Below are 16,719 nucleotides of genomic sequence, written 5' to 3'. Positions count from 1 at the left end.
CCTGGAGGCTCCCCGAAAGTTGCGGGACATTACGCCCGAGGTCCGGATGCCTGTGAGTTCTTCCTTTTCCCGTATGTTCGTCTCAAGTCTTTCTTCTCGTTCAGCTTTTCTTGCCTATTTCCTCTCGACCTCTGCCGCCGCCCTGACCGGAACGACCCCTGCGGTGGCGCAGGTGGCAGCACCCGACTCGAGTTTCGTGCAGGCCGTTGCCGAGGCCGCAGCGGCTGATGAAGCGGTTGCCGCCTTCTACCGCGAAACTGGGTATGCCGCGATTTGGACCGACGCCGACGATGCGGCGCGGCGCAATGCGCTGTTGCTGACCCTGTCTCGCGCCGGGGATCATGCGCTTCCCGTATCGCGCTACGACGCGGGCGCACTTCTCGCGGCGTTGCGATCTGCCCAGTCGGAACGGGATCGCGGCCAGGTCGAAGTTCAGATGACCGAGGCCTTCCTCGACTACGCGCGCGACGTGCAAACCGGTGTTCTGGTGCCGAAGAAGGTCGATGCCGGCATCGTCCGCGAGGTGCCGGTTCGCGACAGGCGGGTGCAGCTCGATGCTTTTCTGGCCTCTGATCCCGCTGACTACCTGCGTAACCTGCCGCCTTCAGCGCCTGAATACTCGCAGCTGATGCGGGTGCGCTTCGATCTGATGCAGCAAATTGCGGCGGGCGGCTGGGGCCCCGAAGTCGGATCGAACAGGCTCGAACCGGGGGACAGCGGCGATGCGGTGGTCGCACTGCGCGACCGGCTGATTGCCATGGGTTACCTGCGCCCGACGGCCTCGGCCGAATATGATGCGGCAATGCGCAAGGCCGTCGAGACCTTTCAGATCACGCATGGCCTGACTGTGGATGGGGTCGCCGGCGCCTCGACGATCGAAGAGATCAATGTCGGTCCCGAGGACCGGCTCAAATCCGTGCTCGTCGCGATGGAGCGGATGCGCTGGATGGAGCCAGACCTTGGCACGCGCCATGTCTGGGTGAACCTGCCTGATTTCACCGCTCGGATCGTCGACCATGGCCGCGACACCTTTGTCACGCGCGCCGTCGTCGGCAAGGCGAGCGGAGATCTCAAGACGCCAGAGTTCTCGGACCAGATGGAACTGATGGTCCTCAACCCGAGTTGGAGCGTGCCGCGCTCGATCACAACAAAGGAATACCTGCCGCTTCTGAAGGCGAACCCGAACGCCGCCGGACATCTGAAGATCGTGGATCGGTCAGGGCGCGAAGTGTCGCGCGCCTCGATCGACTTCTCACGCTACACGGCGGCGAACTTTCCCTTTGCGATGCGCCAGCCGCCCTCGGATGGCAATGCGCTTGGCAAGGTCAAGTTCCTGTTCCCGAACCAGTACAACATCTACCTTCACGACACGCCGCAGAAGCAGCTCTTCTCGCAAGAGGTGCGGGCCTATAGCCACGGCTGCATCCGCCTCGCCGACCCGATCGACTTCGCCTATGCGATGCTGGCCCCGCAGTCCGCCGATCCCAAGGCGGAATTCGATGGCCAGCTCAAGACCAAGGCCGAATCCTCGATCAAGCTGACCTCGCCGGTTCCGGTGCATCTGGTCTATTTCACGGCATTCCCCGACGCGAAGGGTGAGATGACCTATCGCCGCGACATCTATGGCCGCGATGCCGAGATCTTCCGCGCCCTGTCCGATGCCGGGGTGGCGCTTGGAGACGTTCAGGGATAGGGTCCGCCGCGATCTGCGAGCGGAGCCTGACATGAGCCACACGATCCGGGATATCGCGGCCGCGCTTGGCGCGCGGGCCGAGGGCGATCTTGATCTGGTCATCATCCGGACAGCCGAACCTTCCGAGGCTGGGCCCGATGCGCTCGCGATCGCACTGGACAAACGCTATGCCGAGGGGCTGGCCAAGGGGCAGGCCAGGGCGGCCATGCTCTGGCCCGAGGCTGACTGGCGGGCGCTCGGGCTTCAGGCGGCGATCTTCATGCCGAGACCGCGCTATTCGATGGCCGGGATCACGCGGGTCTTCGAGAAGGCCGTGGAAGCCGAACCTGGCATTCACCCGCTCGCGGTGATCCATCCGTCCGCGGAAATCGGTGCCAATGCCTCGATCGGGCCTTTCGTGGTTGTCGGGGCGCGGGCGCGGATTGGTGCGAATGCGCGAATCCTGTCGCACGTGTCCGTGGCGGAAGACGCGGTGATCGGGGATGACGTTCTGCTGCATCCCGGCGTACGGATCGGGGCGCGGGTGCGGATCGGCCATCGCTTCATCGGCCAGCCTGGTGTGGTGATTGGCGGCGATGGGTTCTCCTTCGTGACGCCGACCCCGGGTGTCGTGGAACAGGCCAGGGCTGAAAAGACGGTCACTTTCGAGGATCAGGATGCCTATGTCCGGATCAACTCGCTTGGTGCGGTGCGGATCGGTGACGATTGCGAGATCGGCGCAAACTCCTGCATCGACCGGGGCACCATCACCGATACGGTGATCGGCAGCGGCACCAAGATCGACAACCTCGTACAGGTTGGTCACAACGTGCGGATCGGCGAGCATTGCCTGATCTGCGGCCAGGCCGGAGTTGCGGGCTCGGCGGTGATCGAGGATCGCGCGGTGCTGGCGGGGCGTTGTGCCGTTGCCGATCATCTGCGGGTCGGCCGGAACGCCGTGGTCATGGGAAATGCCGGTGTCGCGACGAACGTCCCCGACAATGCTGTCGTGTTCGGCTACCCTGCCGTGCGCTATGACCAGCATCTGTCGATGTACAAGGCCTTGCGCCGTCTGCCGAAGGTCCTGGCGCGCCTTGACTCGGAAAAAACCGTTCCAAAGGCCGCCGAGTCAGACTAAACGAACCGGGCAGGAAAGTGAGAGGCGGCCATGACGGTTAGCGTGAAGGACAGGGTCATCGCGATCATTGCCGAACAGGCCGTGCTTGACCCGTCGGACGTGAAGATGGACTCGACTCTCGAAAGCCTTGGCATCGACAGCCTCGGGCTGGTCGAGTCGATCTTCTCCATCGAGGAAGCGTTTGACATCTCGGTGCCGTTCAACGCCAACGAACCGACCCAGAGCGACTTTGACATCTCCTCGGTTGCCGCCATCGTGCGCGCGGTCGAGGACCTTGTCGCGCAGAAGGGCTGAGGCCCGGCGGTGAAGCGCGTCGTCATCACCGGAGCCGGCACGATCAATGCGCTGGCCCATGACGTGCCCGGCACGCTGGAAGCCTTCCGCGAGGGGCGCTGCGGGATCAGTGAGCTCGACATCCGCGACAAGGACCGGCTGTCGATCCAGATCGGCGGACAGGTCCACAACTGGGACCCCGAGGCGCATTTCAATCGCCAGCAGATTGTTCTTTATGACAAATTCACCCAGTTCACCCTGCTCGCCGCACGCGAGGCGGTGTCGCAGTCGGGGCTGAATTTCGACGGGCATCTGGGCTACGAGACGGGTGTCGTTCTTGGCACCGCTGGCGGTGGCGTGAACACCTGGGACGAGAACTATCGCGCCGTCTACGAAGAGGGAAAGAACCGCGTCCATCCCTTTGTCGTGCCGAAGCTGATGAACAATGCCGCGGCCAGCCACCTTTCGATGGAGTTCAACCTTAAGGGGCCGAGCTTCTCGGTAGCCACTGCCTGCGCCAGCTCCAACCACGCCATGGGCATGGCCTTTCACATGATACGCTCGGGCATGGTGCAGGCGATGCTGACCGGCGGGTCAGAGTCGATGCTGTGTTTCGGCGGCATCAAGGCCTGGGAAGGGCTGCGCGTGATGTCGAAGGATGCCTGCCGCCCGTTTTCGCTCAATCGCAATGGCATGGTCCAGGGTGAGGGCGCAGCCGTCTTCGTCTTCGAGGAATACGAGCACGCCCGGCAGCGCGGTGCCGAGATCCTGGCCGAGGTCGCGGGCTTTGCCATGACCTCGGACGCGGCCGATATCGTGATGCCATCGAAGCAGGGCGCGGCGCGGGCGATTTCCGGCGCGCTGCGCGATGCGCGGATCAGCGGCGACAGTGTTGGCTATATCAACGCTCACGGCACCGGTACGGCGGCCAACGACAAGACCGAATGCGCGGCCGTCGCCGATGTCTTTGGCCCCCATGCCGACCGGCTGATGATCTCGTCCACCAAGTCGATGCATGGTCACCTGATCGGCGGCACAGGCGCGGTGGAGCTTCTGGCCTGCATCATGGCGCTGCGCGACGGGTTAATCGCGCCGACCATCGGATATGAGGAACCGGATCCGGAATGCGCGCTCGACGTGGTGCCGAATACCGCGCGCGAGGCAAAGGTCGATGTAGCCCTGTCGAACGCCTTCGCCTTCGGCGGGCTCAACGCCGTCCTGGCCTTGCGCCGGGTCTGATCCGGTGCCCGGGTTGGCGGCGCTCTCGCTGTATCTTGCGGCTGCGATGGCCGAGATTGCCGGTTGTTTTGCAATCTGGGCCTGGATGCGCCTTGGCCGATCCGCCGTCTGGCTGGTGCCGGGCGGGGCCTCGCTTCTTTTGTTTGCATGGCTTCTGACGCTGTCGCCAGCGGCCTTTGCAGGACGAGCCTATGCTGCCTATGGCGGAGTCTATATCGCGGCCTCGCTTGGCTGGCTCTGGCTGATCGAGGGGCAAAGGCCCGATCGGTGGGACCTGGCCGGGGTAACCCTGTGCCTTGCCGGGGCGGGTATCATCCTGTTCGTCCCAAGGTCCAGCTGACCCGGAGAAAGCAAAACGCCGCCCGGTTGGGGCGGCGCTCGGCATTGCTGAACTTACGCATCACTGCTGCGGAACGGACTTCTTCATTTCTTCGAAGCCTGCGGTGAAGCCCTTGAGCGAGACATTCAGCGTGATCTTCTGATCCGGGGCCATCGCCGGAACGATCGTAAGGCTCGCCGACTTGCCGTTCTTCATGGCATCGACTTCGGCCTGGGTGAAGCCGACGCGGGCCACGCAACCGGGCGGAGCGCAGAAGGTCATCGGATAGCGGCGGGCCGGATTGGTATCGATTGCAATCGTGATACCGGGGGCAAGCAGCGTCTGCAGAGGCACGACAATCGTCGCACCGGCCGCGGCCTGCTGGCCGGGGGGCATGGCGAACATGCTGAACTCGGCGACCGGGCCACCCTGGTCATCCTTGAGCAGCTGGTAGAGCTGGCAGGGATTGGAACCGTCCACGGTGCGGATGCAGCGCTTCTCCCAAGAATCGAAGGTTGCCTCGACATAGGTCGTGCCGGGACCGTCGGGCGCCTGCGTTGCCGAGCCCATCGACAGGCCGGAGCCCGGTGCCGCTTCACCTGCCGCGGGAGCGCTGCCACCCGCATCTGCGGGCGCGGTCTGGGCAAAGGCTGCGTTCCCGACCGGCAGGGTCAGGCTGAGGGCAAGGAGGAGGGATTTGGTCAAACTGGTCATCGGCTGTTCCATCAGGACGCATCATTCGCCCGCCGATTAGCACGCGCCGGGCACGGTGTCAGGTGCGAAAAGCGCGGACGGACGAATCCTCACCGAGATTGCATGCAGCGATCTTTCAATCGTGAGGGGATGTGAAGGCCCCGTTACGGTTCGCGCCCCGCCCGAAATGAAAAAGGGCCTGCAGCGAGGCCCTTTTCCGGTTTGTTTTTTTGCTCCCTGTCGGACTGGCCGACTTCATGGTTCGGGACGCTAGGCCGGATCGGCACATGCGTCAACGACTTTCTTCACGAGAATTTGCGACCTGTACTTTTGAAAATCATGAAAAAAAGCCGCGCCTTAAGCGAGGCGCGGCCAGTCAACAGGGAGGAAGTCGCGCTCCGGTTGAGACGCCCTGAACCGGAACAACATCGACACTGGCACAACTGGGTTAACGATGTATTTTCGAGCTGACGCAGCGGCAGGATAAGGGGGCGTGATGTCCGGCACCGAGAGCATCTTCGTAGGAGGCGCAGGCGAAACGCATGCTGACCCGCAGGTCCTGCTATTGGGTTATGGCAACCGCCATGGCTTGATTGCCGGGGCAACCGGTACCGGCAAGACGGTCACGCTTCAGGTGCTGGCCGAAGGATTTTCCGCAGCGGGCGTTCCAGTCTTCGCCGCCGACATCAAGGGCGACCTCTCCGGTGTGGCCGCACCCGGATCAGAGCAGGACAAGCGCCACGATGCCTTCATGAAGCGCGCCGAGTCGATGGGCATCGACCTGCAGTATCGCGCCTTCCCGGTCACGTTCTGGGATCTCTTCGGTCAACAGGGCCACCCGATCCGCACGACGGTGGCCGAGATGGGGCCGCTGCTCCTGTCGCGCCTGATGGAATTGAGCGAGGCGCAAGAAGGCGTGCTGAACATCGCCTTCCGAATCTCGGATGAAGAGGGGCTGCCGCTTCTCGATCTGAAGGACCTCCAGTCGCTCCTGGTCTTCATTGGCGAGAATGCCTCGTCGATCGGGCTTCGCTACGGCAACATCTCTCCTGCGACGGTGGGTTCGATCCAGCGACAACTCCTCGTTCTCGAGAACCAGGGGGGCCATAACCTGTTCGGCGAACCGGCGCTGGACCTTGCCGACCTGATGAGCGTCGACGAAACCGGGGCAGGGCGGATCAACATCCTCGCCTCGGACCGGCTTATGGCCTCGCCCCGTCTCTACGCCACTTTCCTTTTGTGGCTGCTGTCGGAGCTTTTCGAACAGATGCCGGAAGTAGGCGACCCCGAAAAGCCGAAGCTCGTGTTCTTCTTCGACGAGGCTCATCTTCTGTTCAACGACGCGCCCAAGGCGCTCGTCGACAAGGTGGAGCAGGTTGCCCGTCTGATCCGCTCCAAGGGGGTCGGCGTCTATTTCATCACCCAGAATCCGGCCGACATTCCCGAAAAGATCCTCGGCCAGCTCGGTAACCGCGTGCAGCACGCGCTCCGCGCCTTTACGCCGAAGGACCAGAAGGGGCTGAAACTCGCGGCGGAAACCTATCGTCCGAACCCCGCCTTTTCGACCGAGGCCGCGATCCGCGAGGTCGGGACGGGCGAGGCGGTGACATCCTTCCTCGAACTCAAGGGCGTTCCGGGAATCGTCCAGCGCACGATGATCCGGCCGCCCTCGGGGCAGGTCGGCCCGCTCGACCCTGCGCAACGCGCGGCTGTGATGGCGGCATCGCCCATGATGGGCAAGTACGACACGCCGATCGACCGGGAAAGCGCCTTCGAGATCCTCAAGGCTCGCGCCGACAAGGCAGCCGAAGAGGCTGCCCGCGCTGAAGAGGAAAAGGCATCCCAGAAACAGGGGGGCGGATCGGCCATCGACGACGCCTTCAAGAATGCCCGCCGCTACGATGGCGGTGCGGCGACGAAGCCGGCAACACGTTCGCCGTCACGGCAAAGCGACAGCGTGGCCGAAGTCTTTGCCAAGAGCCTCGCCCGGCAGCTTGGCACCAAATCGGGGCAGGCGCTGGTCCGGGGGGTATTGGGGTCGCTGTTCCGGGGCAAATGACGGGTCGTCGCTGACATTCGCGCGAGCAGGGCGCCAAGGCCGCGACAAGCGCGCGCAGGCGCTTTCCGACCCGGCCAATTCGCCCTAGTGTCGCCGCTCATCTAGGCAGGAGGACGGGGATGATCGTCGAACTGGGGCATTTCGCGCTGATCCTGGCGCTGGTCGTGGCACTGGTCCAGTCGACCATCCCCTTGGTCGGCGCGCATCGTCGCTGGTCGTCCTGGATGGCGGTGGCCGAGCCTGCCGCCTTGATCCAGCTTCTCCTGGTCGGTTTTGCCTTTGCGGCGCTGACCTGGGCGTTCGTCACGTCCGACTTCTCGCTCAAGCTGGTGGTCGAGAATTCGCACACGCTGAAGCCGATGATCTACAAGATCTCGGGCGTCTGGGGGAACCACGAGGGGTCGCTGCTACTCTGGGTGTTGATCCTTGCCCTGTTCGGCGCGGCGGTCACGCTCTTTGGCGGCAACCTGCCGACAACGCTGAAGGCGCGCGTCCTCTCGGTGCAGGCGATGATCGGCGTTGCCTTCCTGGCCTTCATGATCCTGACATCAAACCCGTTCCTGCGGCTGGCCATGCCGCCGATGAATGGACAGGACATGAACCCGCTCCTTCAGGATCCGGGCCTCGCCTTCCATCCGCCCTTCCTTTATCTCGGCTATGTCGGGCTATCGATGTCCTTCTCCTTCGCCGTCGCCGCGCTGCTCGAGGGGCGGGTCGATGCCGCATGGGGGCGTTGGGTGCGCCCCTGGACGCTCGCCGCCTGGATCTTTCTGACCATCGGCATCGCACTCGGGTCGTGGTGGGCCTATTACGAACTCGGCTGGGGCGGCTTCTGGTTCTGGGACCCTGTCGAGAACGCCTCCTTCATGCCCTGGCTCTTTGCCGCCGCGCTGCTCCATTCCGCAATTGTCGTGGAGAAGCGGGAGTCGCTGAAGAGTTGGACGATCCTTCTCGCGATCCTGGCTTTCGGCTTCTCGCTGATCGGCACCTTCCTCGTGCGTTCGGGCGTCATAACCTCTGTCCATGCCTTTGCCAACGATCCGCAGCGCGGGGTTTTCGTGCTGCTGATCCTCGCGGTCTTCATGGGCGGTGCGCTGACCCTCTTTGCCGCCCGCGCTGGCGCGATGGAAGCGAAGGGCATCTTCTCGCTGGTGAGCCGCGAAAGCGCGCTGGTCGCGAACAACATCCTTCTTTCGGTTTCGGCCTTCGTCGTCTTTGTCGGCACGATCTGGCCGCTGGTCGCCGAGATGGGATTTGGTCGCAAGCTGTCGGTCGGCGCGCCTTTCTTCAACGCGGCCTTCACGCCCTTCATGATCGCTCTGGCCCTGATCCTGCCGATCGGGGCGATCCTGCCCTGGAAGCGCGGCAATCTCCGCCGTGCGATCCTGCCGCTGCGCGGCGCTCTGGTACTGTCGCTCGCGCTTGCCGTGCTGATCTGGTCGGTCCAGACCGGACGATCCGCTCTTGGCCCGATCGGCGCCCTGCTTGCCGCCTGGGTGATCCTCGGGGCGCTGACTGACCTCTGGCTGCGCGCGGGCAGGGGGACCATATCCGATCGCCTGTCGCGCCTGACGCGATTGCCCCGCGCTGACTGGGGCAAGGCGTTGTCCCATGCGGGCTTCGGCACGACGATCTTCGCCGTTGCGGCAATCAACGCCTGGGCGGTCGAGGATATCCGGGTGGTCAAGCCCGGCGAACCCTTTGCCCTTGGCCCCTATCAGGTGACGCTGACTGGCGTCGATGAGATTCAGGGGCCGAACTACACCTCGCACATGGCAACCATGACGATCACCAAGGATGGGCGCGAGATTGCCACGCTTCATCCCGAGAAGCGCAGCTACACCTTCGCGCGGATGCCCACGACCGAGGCCGCCATCGACTATGGCGTGACCCGCGATGTCTATCTGGTGATCGGCGATCAGCAGGAAGATGGGGGTTGGGCCGTGCGCAGCTATATCAAGCCCTTTGCCAACTGGATCTGGCTCGGATCCCTGATGATGGCGGGGGGCGGGGTGCTCAGCCTCACCGACCGCCGCTATCGCATCGCGGCCGGGGCGCGGCGACCGGCGAACGCGGTGCCTGCCGAATGAAGCGCCTTCTCGCCGCCACGGCTCTGGCCCTGAGTCTGCTGGCGCCCGCGGCCCATGCGGTGCAGCCGGACGAGATCCTGCCGGATCCCACGCTGGAAGCCCGGGCGCGTGCCCTGTCGCAGAACCTCCGTTGCCTTGTCTGCCGAAACGAGAACATCGACGACAGCAACGCCCCGCTCGCCCGCGACCTGCGGATTCTCCTGCGCGAACGTCTGACCGCAGGCGACACCGACGATCAGGCGGTGGCCTATCTGGTTGACCGCTACGGCGAGTATGTCCTGCTCAAGCCGACGACCCACGGCGCGAACCTCATCCTGTGGATTGCCGGGCCGGCGATGCTGATCGCCGGGATCGGGATCGCCGTCTATGCCAATTCCCGCCGCTACCGCCGGGTGGCATTGCCTCCGTCTCCGGAGGTGCTGAGCGAGCAGGAGAAGAAGCGGCTCGACGAACTCATGCAGCAGTGACGTGTCGTCCCGCTTCCCTTGGCCGAGGACCCCGATAGGATCGCGGTCAGGCCAGGGGAGAAGCGCATGCCGTACGAGACGATCACCTACACCGAAGTCGATGGACTTGCCGTCATCGCGCTAAACCGCCCAGAAGTGATGAACGCGCTGAACCGCATGCTGCGCGGGGAGCTGATCGACGCGATTGGGCGGGCGGCGGGCGAGGCGAGGGCGGTGGTCCTGACCGGCACGGGGCGCGCCTTCTGTTCTGGCCAGGACCTGTCAGACCCGGCGATGCAGGGCGCCCTCGACTTCGAGGAGGTGCTAAACGACGAATATGTCCCGCTCTTGATGGCGATCTACGACTGCCCGATCCCGACGATCTCGGCGGTCAATGGCGCGGCGGCGGGGGCCGGCGCCAATCTCGCGCTGGCCGCCGATGTGGTGATCGCCGCGGAAAGCTCGGTCTTCGTGCAGGCCTTCAGCCGGATCGGGCTGATCCCGGACGCGGGGGGAACCTGGTGGCTGCCACGCCAGATCGGCATGCCGCGCGCCATGGGGGCCTGCCTGTTCGCCGATCCGGTGCCGGCGCGGCAGGCGGCCGAGTGGGGGATGATCTACGAGGCTGTCGCCGATTCCGACTTCGAAACCCGCTGGCGCGATCGCGCCATGCGGCTCGCCCAGGGTCCGACCGCGGCCTATCGCGCCGCCAAGCAGGCGCTGCGGGCCGCGCCCGGCAACACGCTTGCCGAACAGCTGGCGCTCGAGGCGCGGCTTCAGGGCCAGTGCGGGCGGACCGAGGATTTCAAGGAAGGCGTCGCCGCCTTCCTCGAGAAGCGAAAGCCGCGCTACATCGGGGCCTGATCAGACCCCGCGCGCCAGCGCCGCCACGCCGGTCCGCGCGATCTCGCGCAGGCCCAGCGGCCTCATCAGGTCACCGAAGGCGTCGATCTTTTCCGGCGTCCCGGTGATCTCGAAGACAAAGCTCTCGAGCGTCGAGTCGACCACATTGGCGCGGAAGATCTCGGCCAGACGGAGCGCCTCGATCCGGTGCTCACCCTTGCCAGCGACCTTGAACAGCGCGAGCTCGCGCTGCACCGCCGGACCATCCACGGTGAGGTCATGCACCTCGTGCACCGGAACCATCCGCGACAGCTGAGCCTTGATCTGGTCGATTACCTGCGGCGTGCCGGTGGTGACGACGGTGATGCGGCTGCGGTGGCCGGTGCGGTCGACCTCGGCCACGGTCAGGCTCTCGATGTTGTAGCCCCGTCCCGAGAACAGGCCGATCACCCGCGCCAGAACCCCGCTTTCGTTGTCGACCAGCACGGCGAGGGTGTGAACCTCGATCACCTCGGCATGGGGATCCCGAAGGTCATAGGCGGAATGGCTCGTCGAGCCTTTCTTGATGTTGAGCGGCGACATCGGCCTGCTCCCTTCCTGTCATTCTTCTGTTCACAAATATCCTGCAGGGGGTCCGGGGGACGCAAAGTCCCCCGGCGCTCTCCGCTTCAGACCAGCACCGCGCCCTTGGCCCCGATCACGCCCTGCGTGTCGGCCTCGCCCAGCAGCATCTCGTTGTGCGGTTTGCCTGACGGGATCATCGGGAAGCAGTTCTCGTGCTTCTCGACCAGGCAGTCGAAGATCACCGGTCCGTCGTAGCGGATCATCTCCATGATCGCGTCGTCGAGGTCCTTCGGGTCCGAGCACTTGATGCCCTTGCAACCGAAGGCCTCTGCGAGCTTGACGAAATCGGGCAGGCTCTCCGACCAGGAATGGCTGTAGCGCTCGCCATGCAGCAGTTCCTGCCACTGGCGAACCATGCCGAGGCGTTCGTTGTTCAGGATGAACTGCTTGACCGGCGCGCGGAACTGCATCGCCGTGCCCATCTCCTGCATGTTCATCAGCCACGAGGCCTCGCCCGCGACGTTGATGACCAGCGCCTCCGGATGGGCGATCTGCACGCCGATCGAGGCGGGCAGGCCATAGCCCATGGTCCCGAGCCCTCCGCTCGTCATCCAGCGGTTCGGTTCCTCGAAGCCCAGGAACTGCGCCGCCCACATCTGGTGCTGTCCCACTTCCGTGGTGATGTAGCGGTCCATGCCCTTGGTCAGCGCCTCGAGCCGTTCCAGCGCGTATTGCGGCTTGATGGTCTTGGTCGAGGGCTTGTAGCTCAGGCATTTGACCGCCTTCCACTCGCCAATCTTCGCCCACCACTTGGCCAGCGCCTCGCGGTTCACCTTGCGGCCGCGCGCGACCCACCGTTCCAGCACGTCTTCCAGCACCGAGGACACATCGCCGACGATCGGCACCTCGACGCGGATCACCTTGTTGATCGAGGAGGGATCGATGTCGATATGCGCCTTGCGGGAATGGGGAGAGAAGTCCTTGACCCGGCCGGTGATCCGGTCGTCGAAGCGGGCGCCGACATTGATCATCACGTCGCAGCCATGCATGGCGAGGTTGGCCTCGTAGAGGCCGTGCATTCCAAGCATCCCCAGCCAGTGCTTTCCGCTCGCCGGATAGGCGCCCAGACCCATCAAAGTCGAGGTGATCGGAAAGCCCGTGGCCTCGACCAGTTCGCGCAGTAGTCGCGAGGCGGCCGGCCCCGAGTTCACCACGCCGCCGCCGGTATAGAAGACCGGGCGTTCAGCGGTCTCGATCATCTCGACCAGCGCCTCGATCATCTCGGGGTCGCCCTTGGTACGCGGCTGGTAATGGCCGATCCGCGCGCTTTCGGGCGGGGTGTAGTCGGCGGTCGCGAACTGCACGTCCTTCGGTATGTCGATCAAGACCGGGCCGGGGCGACCCTGGGTGGCAACATGGAACGCCTGGTGAATGGTGTCCGACAGTTTCGAAGTGTCCTTCACCAGCCAGTTCATCTTGGTGCAGGGCCGGGTGATGCCGACCGTATCGGCCTCCTGAAACCCGTCGGTGCCGATCATGAAGGTCGGAACCTGGCCGGACAGCACGACGAGCGGGATCGAATCCATCAGCGCATCGGTCAGTCCGGTCACGGCATTGGTCGCGCCGGGGCCCGAGGTCACCAGCGCCACGCCCGGTTTCCCGGTCGAGCGGGCATAGCCCTCGGCCATGTGGACCGCGCCCTGTTCGTGACGGACAAGGATGTGGCGGATGTCGTTCTGCTGGAAGATCTCGTCATAGATCGGAAGCACGGCGCCGCCCGGATAGCCGAAGACCACGTCGACCCCGTGATCCTTCAGCGCCTGCACCACCATCCTTGCGCCGGTCATCTGCCGGCTCTGCGCCTTGCTCATCGCCTGTTCCTCTGCTTGCCCGTCCGGGCCTGTCGTGCCGCCAGAATGAAAAAGCCCCCGAGTTCATCGGGGGCGCATGGTTACCATCATGGTGTGCCGTCACCGGCCCATGCGCCACGTCCTTCCAAGTACAAGTACCAGAGCCATCATGCTCTCCATCCGCTGCACGAGGTGTCTAGGGCGCGGCTTCGGGCAGGTCAACAGCAAAAGCGCATAGAAAGTGTCGTGGCGGGCCAAAATGCCGCACGTTTCTTTCGTTTGTCGACCGAGATCGCGCAACAAGCGGAAAACGACCGGCAGCACGTTCAGATGCGCAACACCCGACTCGCCCTGCGCGGGGGATCGGGAAAGCCGACGGGGCGGAACTGCCCCAGCAGTTCCCGGGCATAGTCCGGCTCGTCCCTCCAGCTCGTAGCGATCTCGAAGGCGAGATGGGCGCGGGCCTCTGTGACCGAAAGCTCGCCGCCCGTGGCCAGGTCGTGCAGCGGCAGGTCGCAGCGCGCCTCGTCCCAGTCGATCAGGGCAGGCCCGCCGACTGCCATCAGGACGTTGCCCGGCCCGAGATCGCCATGCAGCGCCGCGGTCGGCCGGCCGAGAAAGGGTTCCCAGGTCGCGCGCATTTCCGTGGCGAGGTCGACTGGCACCAAGGACAAGTCCACATCGCCGCCGCGATCGCCCGTAACAAGATCAAGGCAAGAGGCGAAGCCCGGGCGTTGCGGAATCCCTGCCGTCAGGTCGTGAAAAGCGCGGATGCGCGGCGCCAGCGCCCGCATCTCGGCCACGCCCGCCCCACGCCCGTCGAGGAAGGGCTCGAGCGTCCAGCCCGCAGGGGCGACCGCACCACTCAACGTCGTACGGTAGGGGGCAACCCGGAAACCGGCCTGGCGGGCAAGCCGCATCAGCGACAAGACCCACCGCAATTGCGCCTCGCTCCGCCGGGTGCTGCGGGCGACGTAGAGCCGGCCCATGTCGTCCTCGACCCGCCAGACGGTGGCGCGGCGGCCGCCAACCATGGGTCCGAGCACGCGGAAGGTCCCGAAGGCTGAAAGATCGGGCGGATCAATGCGGGCAGGAGGAGTCATTTGCGTTCGATCAGGTCCCATCGGTTGCCCCAAGGGTCTCGCCACACGGCGACGGTCCCATAGGGTTCATGGCGCGGCTCTTCCTCGAACAGGATACCTGCCGCCGTCAAGGCGGCATGGTCGCGCGCAAAGTCATCGGTTTCGAGAAACAGGAAAACCCTCCCGCCGCATTGGTCTCCCACCGCCGCATTCTGACGGTCTCCCTCGGCGCGGGCGAGGACGAGCGCGGACCCGCCGCCGGGCGGAGCAACCGTGACCCACCGCTTGCGCCCCTGGTCGATGTCGGCGGTCAGGCGGAAGCCCAGTACACGGGTGTAAAAGTCGATCGCAGGGTCATAGTCGTGCACCAGAAGCGCCACCGCGCCCAGACTCGCGCCGGTCATCCGCTTACTCGGATTTCGCGCGGCTGTCGGGCAGGGTGATGCGGGCGACCTGCTCGGCTATGGGATCGACCGAGAGGGGGTGGAGTTCGGCCTTGTGATCGGCCGGGTCGCCGATGTCGCGCCAGACACCGCCCTTGTAGATCTCGAGCGCGTTGAACTTGGCCTTATAGCCCATCTTGCGGCTGCCGGGCACCCAGTAACCCAGATAGACGTAGGGCAGGCCCAGCTCGCGGGCGATCGCCACATGGTCCAGCACGACATAGGTGCCAAGGCTGTCGGCCGTCAGTTCGGGATCGTAGAAGCTGTAGACCATGCTCAATCCGTCATCGAGCACATCGGTCAGGCAGACCGCCGTCAGCGGCCGTGCCGTATCGCCGGGCTCGGGGGCGGAGGTATACTCGATCACCCGGCTGCGGATCGGGGTTTCCTCGATCATCGCCGCGAATTCGAAGATATCCATGTCGGCCATCCCGCCATCGGCATGGCGATGGTCGAGATAGCGACGGAACAGCGCATATTGGTCTTCGGTCGCCCAGGGGCTTGTCGCATTGCGCTGAAGGCCGGCGTTGCGCTTCAGGATGCGGCGCTGCGTGCGCGACGGCTGAAAGTCAGATACGCGGATCCGGGCCGATATGCAGGCCGAGCATTCGGCACAGGACGGGCGGTACAGCACGTTCTGAGACCGGCGGAATCCCTGCTTCGACAGCGTGTCATTCAGCTTCTGCGCGTGATCTCCCTGCAGCGCCGTGAACAGTTTCCTTTCCATCCGCCCCTCGAGATAGGGGCAGGCTTGGGGAGCCGTCACATAGAACTGGGGCGCTATGGGTAGCGTGTGGCGCATCTGGAATTGCAGTCAGGATTTTGCAGACGTTAGCAAGACCCGACCTCGCCGCCAAGCATCCAGTTGGGTTGCGTGGCGACTTACCAGTTGGAAGGACGGTTGATTGCCACGGTTCCGAGCACATGGTCGGTCAGACCCTGCCGGCGCGCCGAAGTCAGCATCAGCACGATCGAGAAAACCTGCACCAGAACGGTCGTCATCGACAGCGTGTAGCCAAGCGTATGGGCCAGCGCGAGGCCCAGATCGAACCGTTCGCCCTCACGCGAGCGGAACTCGATCCCGAAGAGCCGCATCCCCGGCGTCGCCGACTTCCGCGCAAGCGATATCGTCCGGTACATGAAGCTCAGCGTCATGTAGAGCAAGGGCAGGAAGAACAGGGCCGTGAACGCCGTGAACGGCACGATCACAAGCGTCAGCATGGCGATCAGGATCGTATCGACGATCCACGCCAGGCCGCGCTTCATCGGCACGTCGGAGTAGAACTCGGCCTGAAAGTACGGATCGGGCAGGGCGGTCATTGTACTGTTGTTCCAAAAGAAATGGTTGGGACACGCGGCCCATATGGGGCCGCGCATCGGTCAGCGGAAGGGGGTCACGCCTCGGGCGAGTCCGATTTCGTCTCGGTGGCCTTGCGGGCCCGGTCTTCCATGAAGGCGTCGAACTCCTGCTTGTCCTTCGCGTCACGCAGACGCTGCAGGAAGGAGTTGAACGCATCCTGTTCTTCCTCGAGCCGCCGAAGCGTTTCGGCCTTGTAGGCGTCGAAGGCGGTGTTACCCGAAGGCATCCAGGCGCTGCGATGCATGCGGTGCATCTCGCGGAACTGTTCGCGGCGGGCGTGGCAGGCGGAACGGTTGAACATGCGTTTGCTCCAGATGGTGTAGCCGAGAAGGGCAATGCCCACGGGCCAGAAGACGACAAAGCCAAGGACGGTGGCCGCGATCCAGGCGGGCTTGCCACGATCGTCAAGCCAGGCTTCCGCCCGACGAGGCCAACTGAAGATGCCGGTGCCGGTGTCCGACGCCGTATAGGTGTTCATGGGCGGTCTCCCGAGGTTGATGTGAATGCTTTTCACATTGCATCAGATGGGAAGTGCAGGGATGCGGTCAAGACCCGATGTTAAAGAAATTCACATCGACTGGTGCCGAACTCTGCATCAGCGGATTTTCGCCAGATTGACCCCGGCCACACCTGCCGCCACAGTCTGCG

The 16,719-nt window shown here is 64.4% G+C and carries 17 protein-coding genes; 9 read left to right on the top strand and 8 right to left on the bottom strand.

Annotation, left to right across the window (positions count from 1 at the left end):
- The first annotated feature begins 73 nt into the window (after positions 1-73).
- From L0V05_RS14940 to L0V05_RS14920, 5 genes are read left to right on the top strand one after another with little or no spacing between them, the layout of a single operon-like run.
- Positions 74-1,693, top strand: coding sequence for a L,D-transpeptidase family protein (locus L0V05_RS14940; RefSeq protein ID WP_234872218.1), 1,620 nt, complete (start codon positions 74-76; stop codon positions 1,691-1,693).
- 31 nt (positions 1,694-1,724) lie between these two features.
- On the top strand, positions 1,725-2,810 hold the full coding sequence (gene lpxD / locus L0V05_RS14935; protein WP_234871790.1) for a UDP-3-O-(3-hydroxymyristoyl)glucosamine N-acyltransferase: 1,086 nt from the start codon (positions 1,725-1,727) through the stop codon (positions 2,808-2,810).
- A 30-nt stretch (positions 2,811-2,840) separates the two neighbouring features.
- Positions 2,841-3,104 carry an acyl carrier protein gene (locus L0V05_RS14930; protein WP_234871788.1) on the top strand — a complete coding sequence of 88 codons (264 nt, stop codon included), beginning with the start codon at positions 2,841-2,843 and terminating at the stop codon, positions 3,102-3,104.
- A 9-nt stretch (positions 3,105-3,113) separates the two neighbouring features.
- On the top strand, positions 3,114-4,322 hold the full coding sequence (locus L0V05_RS14925; protein WP_234871786.1) for a beta-ketoacyl-[acyl-carrier-protein] synthase family protein: 1,209 nt from the start codon (positions 3,114-3,116) through the stop codon (positions 4,320-4,322).
- 13 nt (positions 4,323-4,335) lie between these two features.
- The gene (locus L0V05_RS14920; RefSeq protein ID WP_255683816.1) at positions 4,336-4,662 is read left to right on the top strand and encodes a YnfA family protein; all 327 of its coding nucleotides are present in this window, start codon (positions 4,336-4,338) and stop codon (positions 4,660-4,662) included.
- Positions 4,663-4,722: 60 nt separating this feature from the next.
- On the opposite strand, the gene L0V05_RS14915 is transcribed toward L0V05_RS14920, so the two are convergent.
- Positions 4,723-5,355 (bottom strand): invasion associated locus B family protein, encoded by a 633-nt coding sequence (locus L0V05_RS14915; RefSeq protein WP_234871784.1) that lies wholly within the window; start codon positions 5,353-5,355, stop codon positions 4,723-4,725.
- Between the two features lie 475 nt (positions 5,356-5,830).
- Here L0V05_RS14915 and L0V05_RS14910 point away from each other — a divergent pair, with 475 nt between their 5' ends.
- From L0V05_RS14910 to L0V05_RS14895, 4 genes are all read left to right on the top strand, one after another.
- On the top strand, positions 5,831-7,393 hold the full coding sequence (locus L0V05_RS14910; protein ID WP_234871783.1) for a helicase HerA-like domain-containing protein: 1,563 nt from the start codon (positions 5,831-5,833) through the stop codon (positions 7,391-7,393).
- A 119-nt stretch (positions 7,394-7,512) separates the two neighbouring features.
- Positions 7,513-9,483 carry a heme lyase CcmF/NrfE family subunit gene (locus L0V05_RS14905; RefSeq protein ID WP_234871781.1) on the top strand — a complete coding sequence of 657 codons (1,971 nt, stop codon included), beginning with the start codon at positions 7,513-7,515 and terminating at the stop codon, positions 9,481-9,483.
- Positions 9,480-9,950 (top strand): cytochrome c-type biogenesis protein, encoded by a 471-nt coding sequence (locus tag L0V05_RS14900; protein WP_234871779.1) that lies wholly within the window; start codon positions 9,480-9,482, stop codon positions 9,948-9,950. Before L0V05_RS14905 ends, L0V05_RS14900 begins: the two co-directional genes overlap by 4 nt.
- Before the next feature lie 66 nt (positions 9,951-10,016).
- Positions 10,017-10,793, top strand: coding sequence for an enoyl-CoA hydratase-related protein (locus L0V05_RS14895; RefSeq protein WP_234871777.1), 777 nt, complete (start codon positions 10,017-10,019; stop codon positions 10,791-10,793).
- On the opposite strand, the gene ilvN is transcribed toward L0V05_RS14895, so the two are convergent.
- From ilvN to L0V05_RS14860, 7 genes are all read right to left on the bottom strand, one after another.
- Entirely contained in the window at positions 10,794-11,354 is a 561-nt protein-coding gene (ilvN, locus tag L0V05_RS14890; protein WP_234871775.1) for an acetolactate synthase small subunit, read from the bottom strand. It abuts the gene before it with no gap.
- A gap of 86 nt (positions 11,355-11,440) precedes the next feature.
- On the bottom strand, positions 11,441-13,207 hold the full coding sequence (locus L0V05_RS14885) for an acetolactate synthase 3 large subunit (protein WP_234871773.1): 1,767 nt from the start codon (positions 13,205-13,207) through the stop codon (positions 11,441-11,443).
- A 305-nt stretch (positions 13,208-13,512) separates the two neighbouring features.
- Positions 13,513-14,289 (bottom strand): phosphotransferase enzyme family protein, encoded by a 777-nt coding sequence (locus L0V05_RS14880; RefSeq protein WP_234871771.1) that lies wholly within the window; start codon positions 14,287-14,289, stop codon positions 13,513-13,515.
- Positions 14,286-14,672 (bottom strand): VOC family protein, encoded by a 387-nt coding sequence (locus L0V05_RS14875; RefSeq protein ID WP_234871769.1) that lies wholly within the window; start codon positions 14,670-14,672, stop codon positions 14,286-14,288. Before L0V05_RS14875 ends, L0V05_RS14880 begins: the two co-directional genes overlap by 4 nt.
- 4 nt (positions 14,673-14,676) lie before the next feature.
- Entirely contained in the window at positions 14,677-15,513 is an 837-nt protein-coding gene (locus L0V05_RS14870; protein ID WP_234871767.1) for an arginyltransferase, read from the bottom strand.
- 80 nt (positions 15,514-15,593) lie between these two features.
- A complete protein-coding gene (locus tag L0V05_RS14865) occupies positions 15,594-16,031 on the bottom strand; it encodes an RDD family protein (protein ID WP_234871765.1) in 438 nt (145 codons plus the stop codon).
- Positions 16,032-16,105: 74 nt separating this feature from the next.
- Positions 16,106-16,549, bottom strand: coding sequence for a DUF2852 domain-containing protein (locus tag L0V05_RS14860; RefSeq protein WP_234871763.1), 444 nt, complete (start codon positions 16,547-16,549; stop codon positions 16,106-16,108).
- Positions 16,550-16,719 lie beyond the last annotated feature (170 nt).

Source organism: Alitabrizicola rongguiensis, assembly GCF_021491355.1.
Lineage (GTDB): Bacteria > Pseudomonadota > Alphaproteobacteria > Rhodobacterales > Rhodobacteraceae > Aliitabrizicola > Aliitabrizicola rongguiensis.
This window is presented reverse-complemented; position numbering and strand designations above follow the sequence as displayed.

Coding starts and splice junctions, on each gene's coding strand:
- L0V05_RS14940 (WP_234872218.1), top strand. CDS start 74: ATGTTCGTCTCAAGTCTTTCTTCTCGTTCAGCTTTTCTTGCCTATTTC.
- lpxD (WP_234871790.1), top strand. CDS start 1,725: ATGAGCCACACGATCCGGGATATCGCGGCCGCGCTTGGCGCGCGGGCC.
- L0V05_RS14930 (WP_234871788.1), top strand. CDS start 2,841: ATGACGGTTAGCGTGAAGGACAGGGTCATCGCGATCATTGCCGAACAG.
- L0V05_RS14915 (WP_234871784.1), bottom strand. CDS start 5,355: ATGACCAGTTTGACCAAATCCCTCCTCCTTGCCCTCAGCCTGACCCTG.
- L0V05_RS14910 (WP_234871783.1), top strand. CDS start 5,831: ATGTCCGGCACCGAGAGCATCTTCGTAGGAGGCGCAGGCGAAACGCAT.
- L0V05_RS14905 (WP_234871781.1), top strand. CDS start 7,513: ATGATCGTCGAACTGGGGCATTTCGCGCTGATCCTGGCGCTGGTCGTG.
- L0V05_RS14900 (WP_234871779.1), top strand. CDS start 9,480: ATGAAGCGCCTTCTCGCCGCCACGGCTCTGGCCCTGAGTCTGCTGGCG.
- L0V05_RS14895 (WP_234871777.1), top strand. CDS start 10,017: ATGCCGTACGAGACGATCACCTACACCGAAGTCGATGGACTTGCCGTC.
- ilvN (WP_234871775.1), bottom strand. CDS start 11,354: ATGTCGCCGCTCAACATCAAGAAAGGCTCGACGAGCCATTCCGCCTAT.
- L0V05_RS14885 (WP_234871773.1), bottom strand. CDS start 13,207: ATGAGCAAGGCGCAGAGCCGGCAGATGACCGGCGCAAGGATGGTGGTG.
- L0V05_RS14880 (WP_234871771.1), bottom strand. CDS start 14,289: ATGACTCCTCCTGCCCGCATTGATCCGCCCGATCTTTCAGCCTTCGGG.
- L0V05_RS14875 (WP_234871769.1), bottom strand. CDS start 14,672: ATGACCGGCGCGAGTCTGGGCGCGGTGGCGCTTCTGGTGCACGACTAT.
- L0V05_RS14870 (WP_234871767.1), bottom strand. CDS start 15,513: ATGCGCCACACGCTACCCATAGCGCCCCAGTTCTATGTGACGGCTCCC.
- L0V05_RS14865 (WP_234871765.1), bottom strand. CDS start 16,031: ATGACCGCCCTGCCCGATCCGTACTTTCAGGCCGAGTTCTACTCCGAC.
- L0V05_RS14860 (WP_234871763.1), bottom strand. CDS start 16,549: ATGAACACCTATACGGCGTCGGACACCGGCACCGGCATCTTCAGTTGG.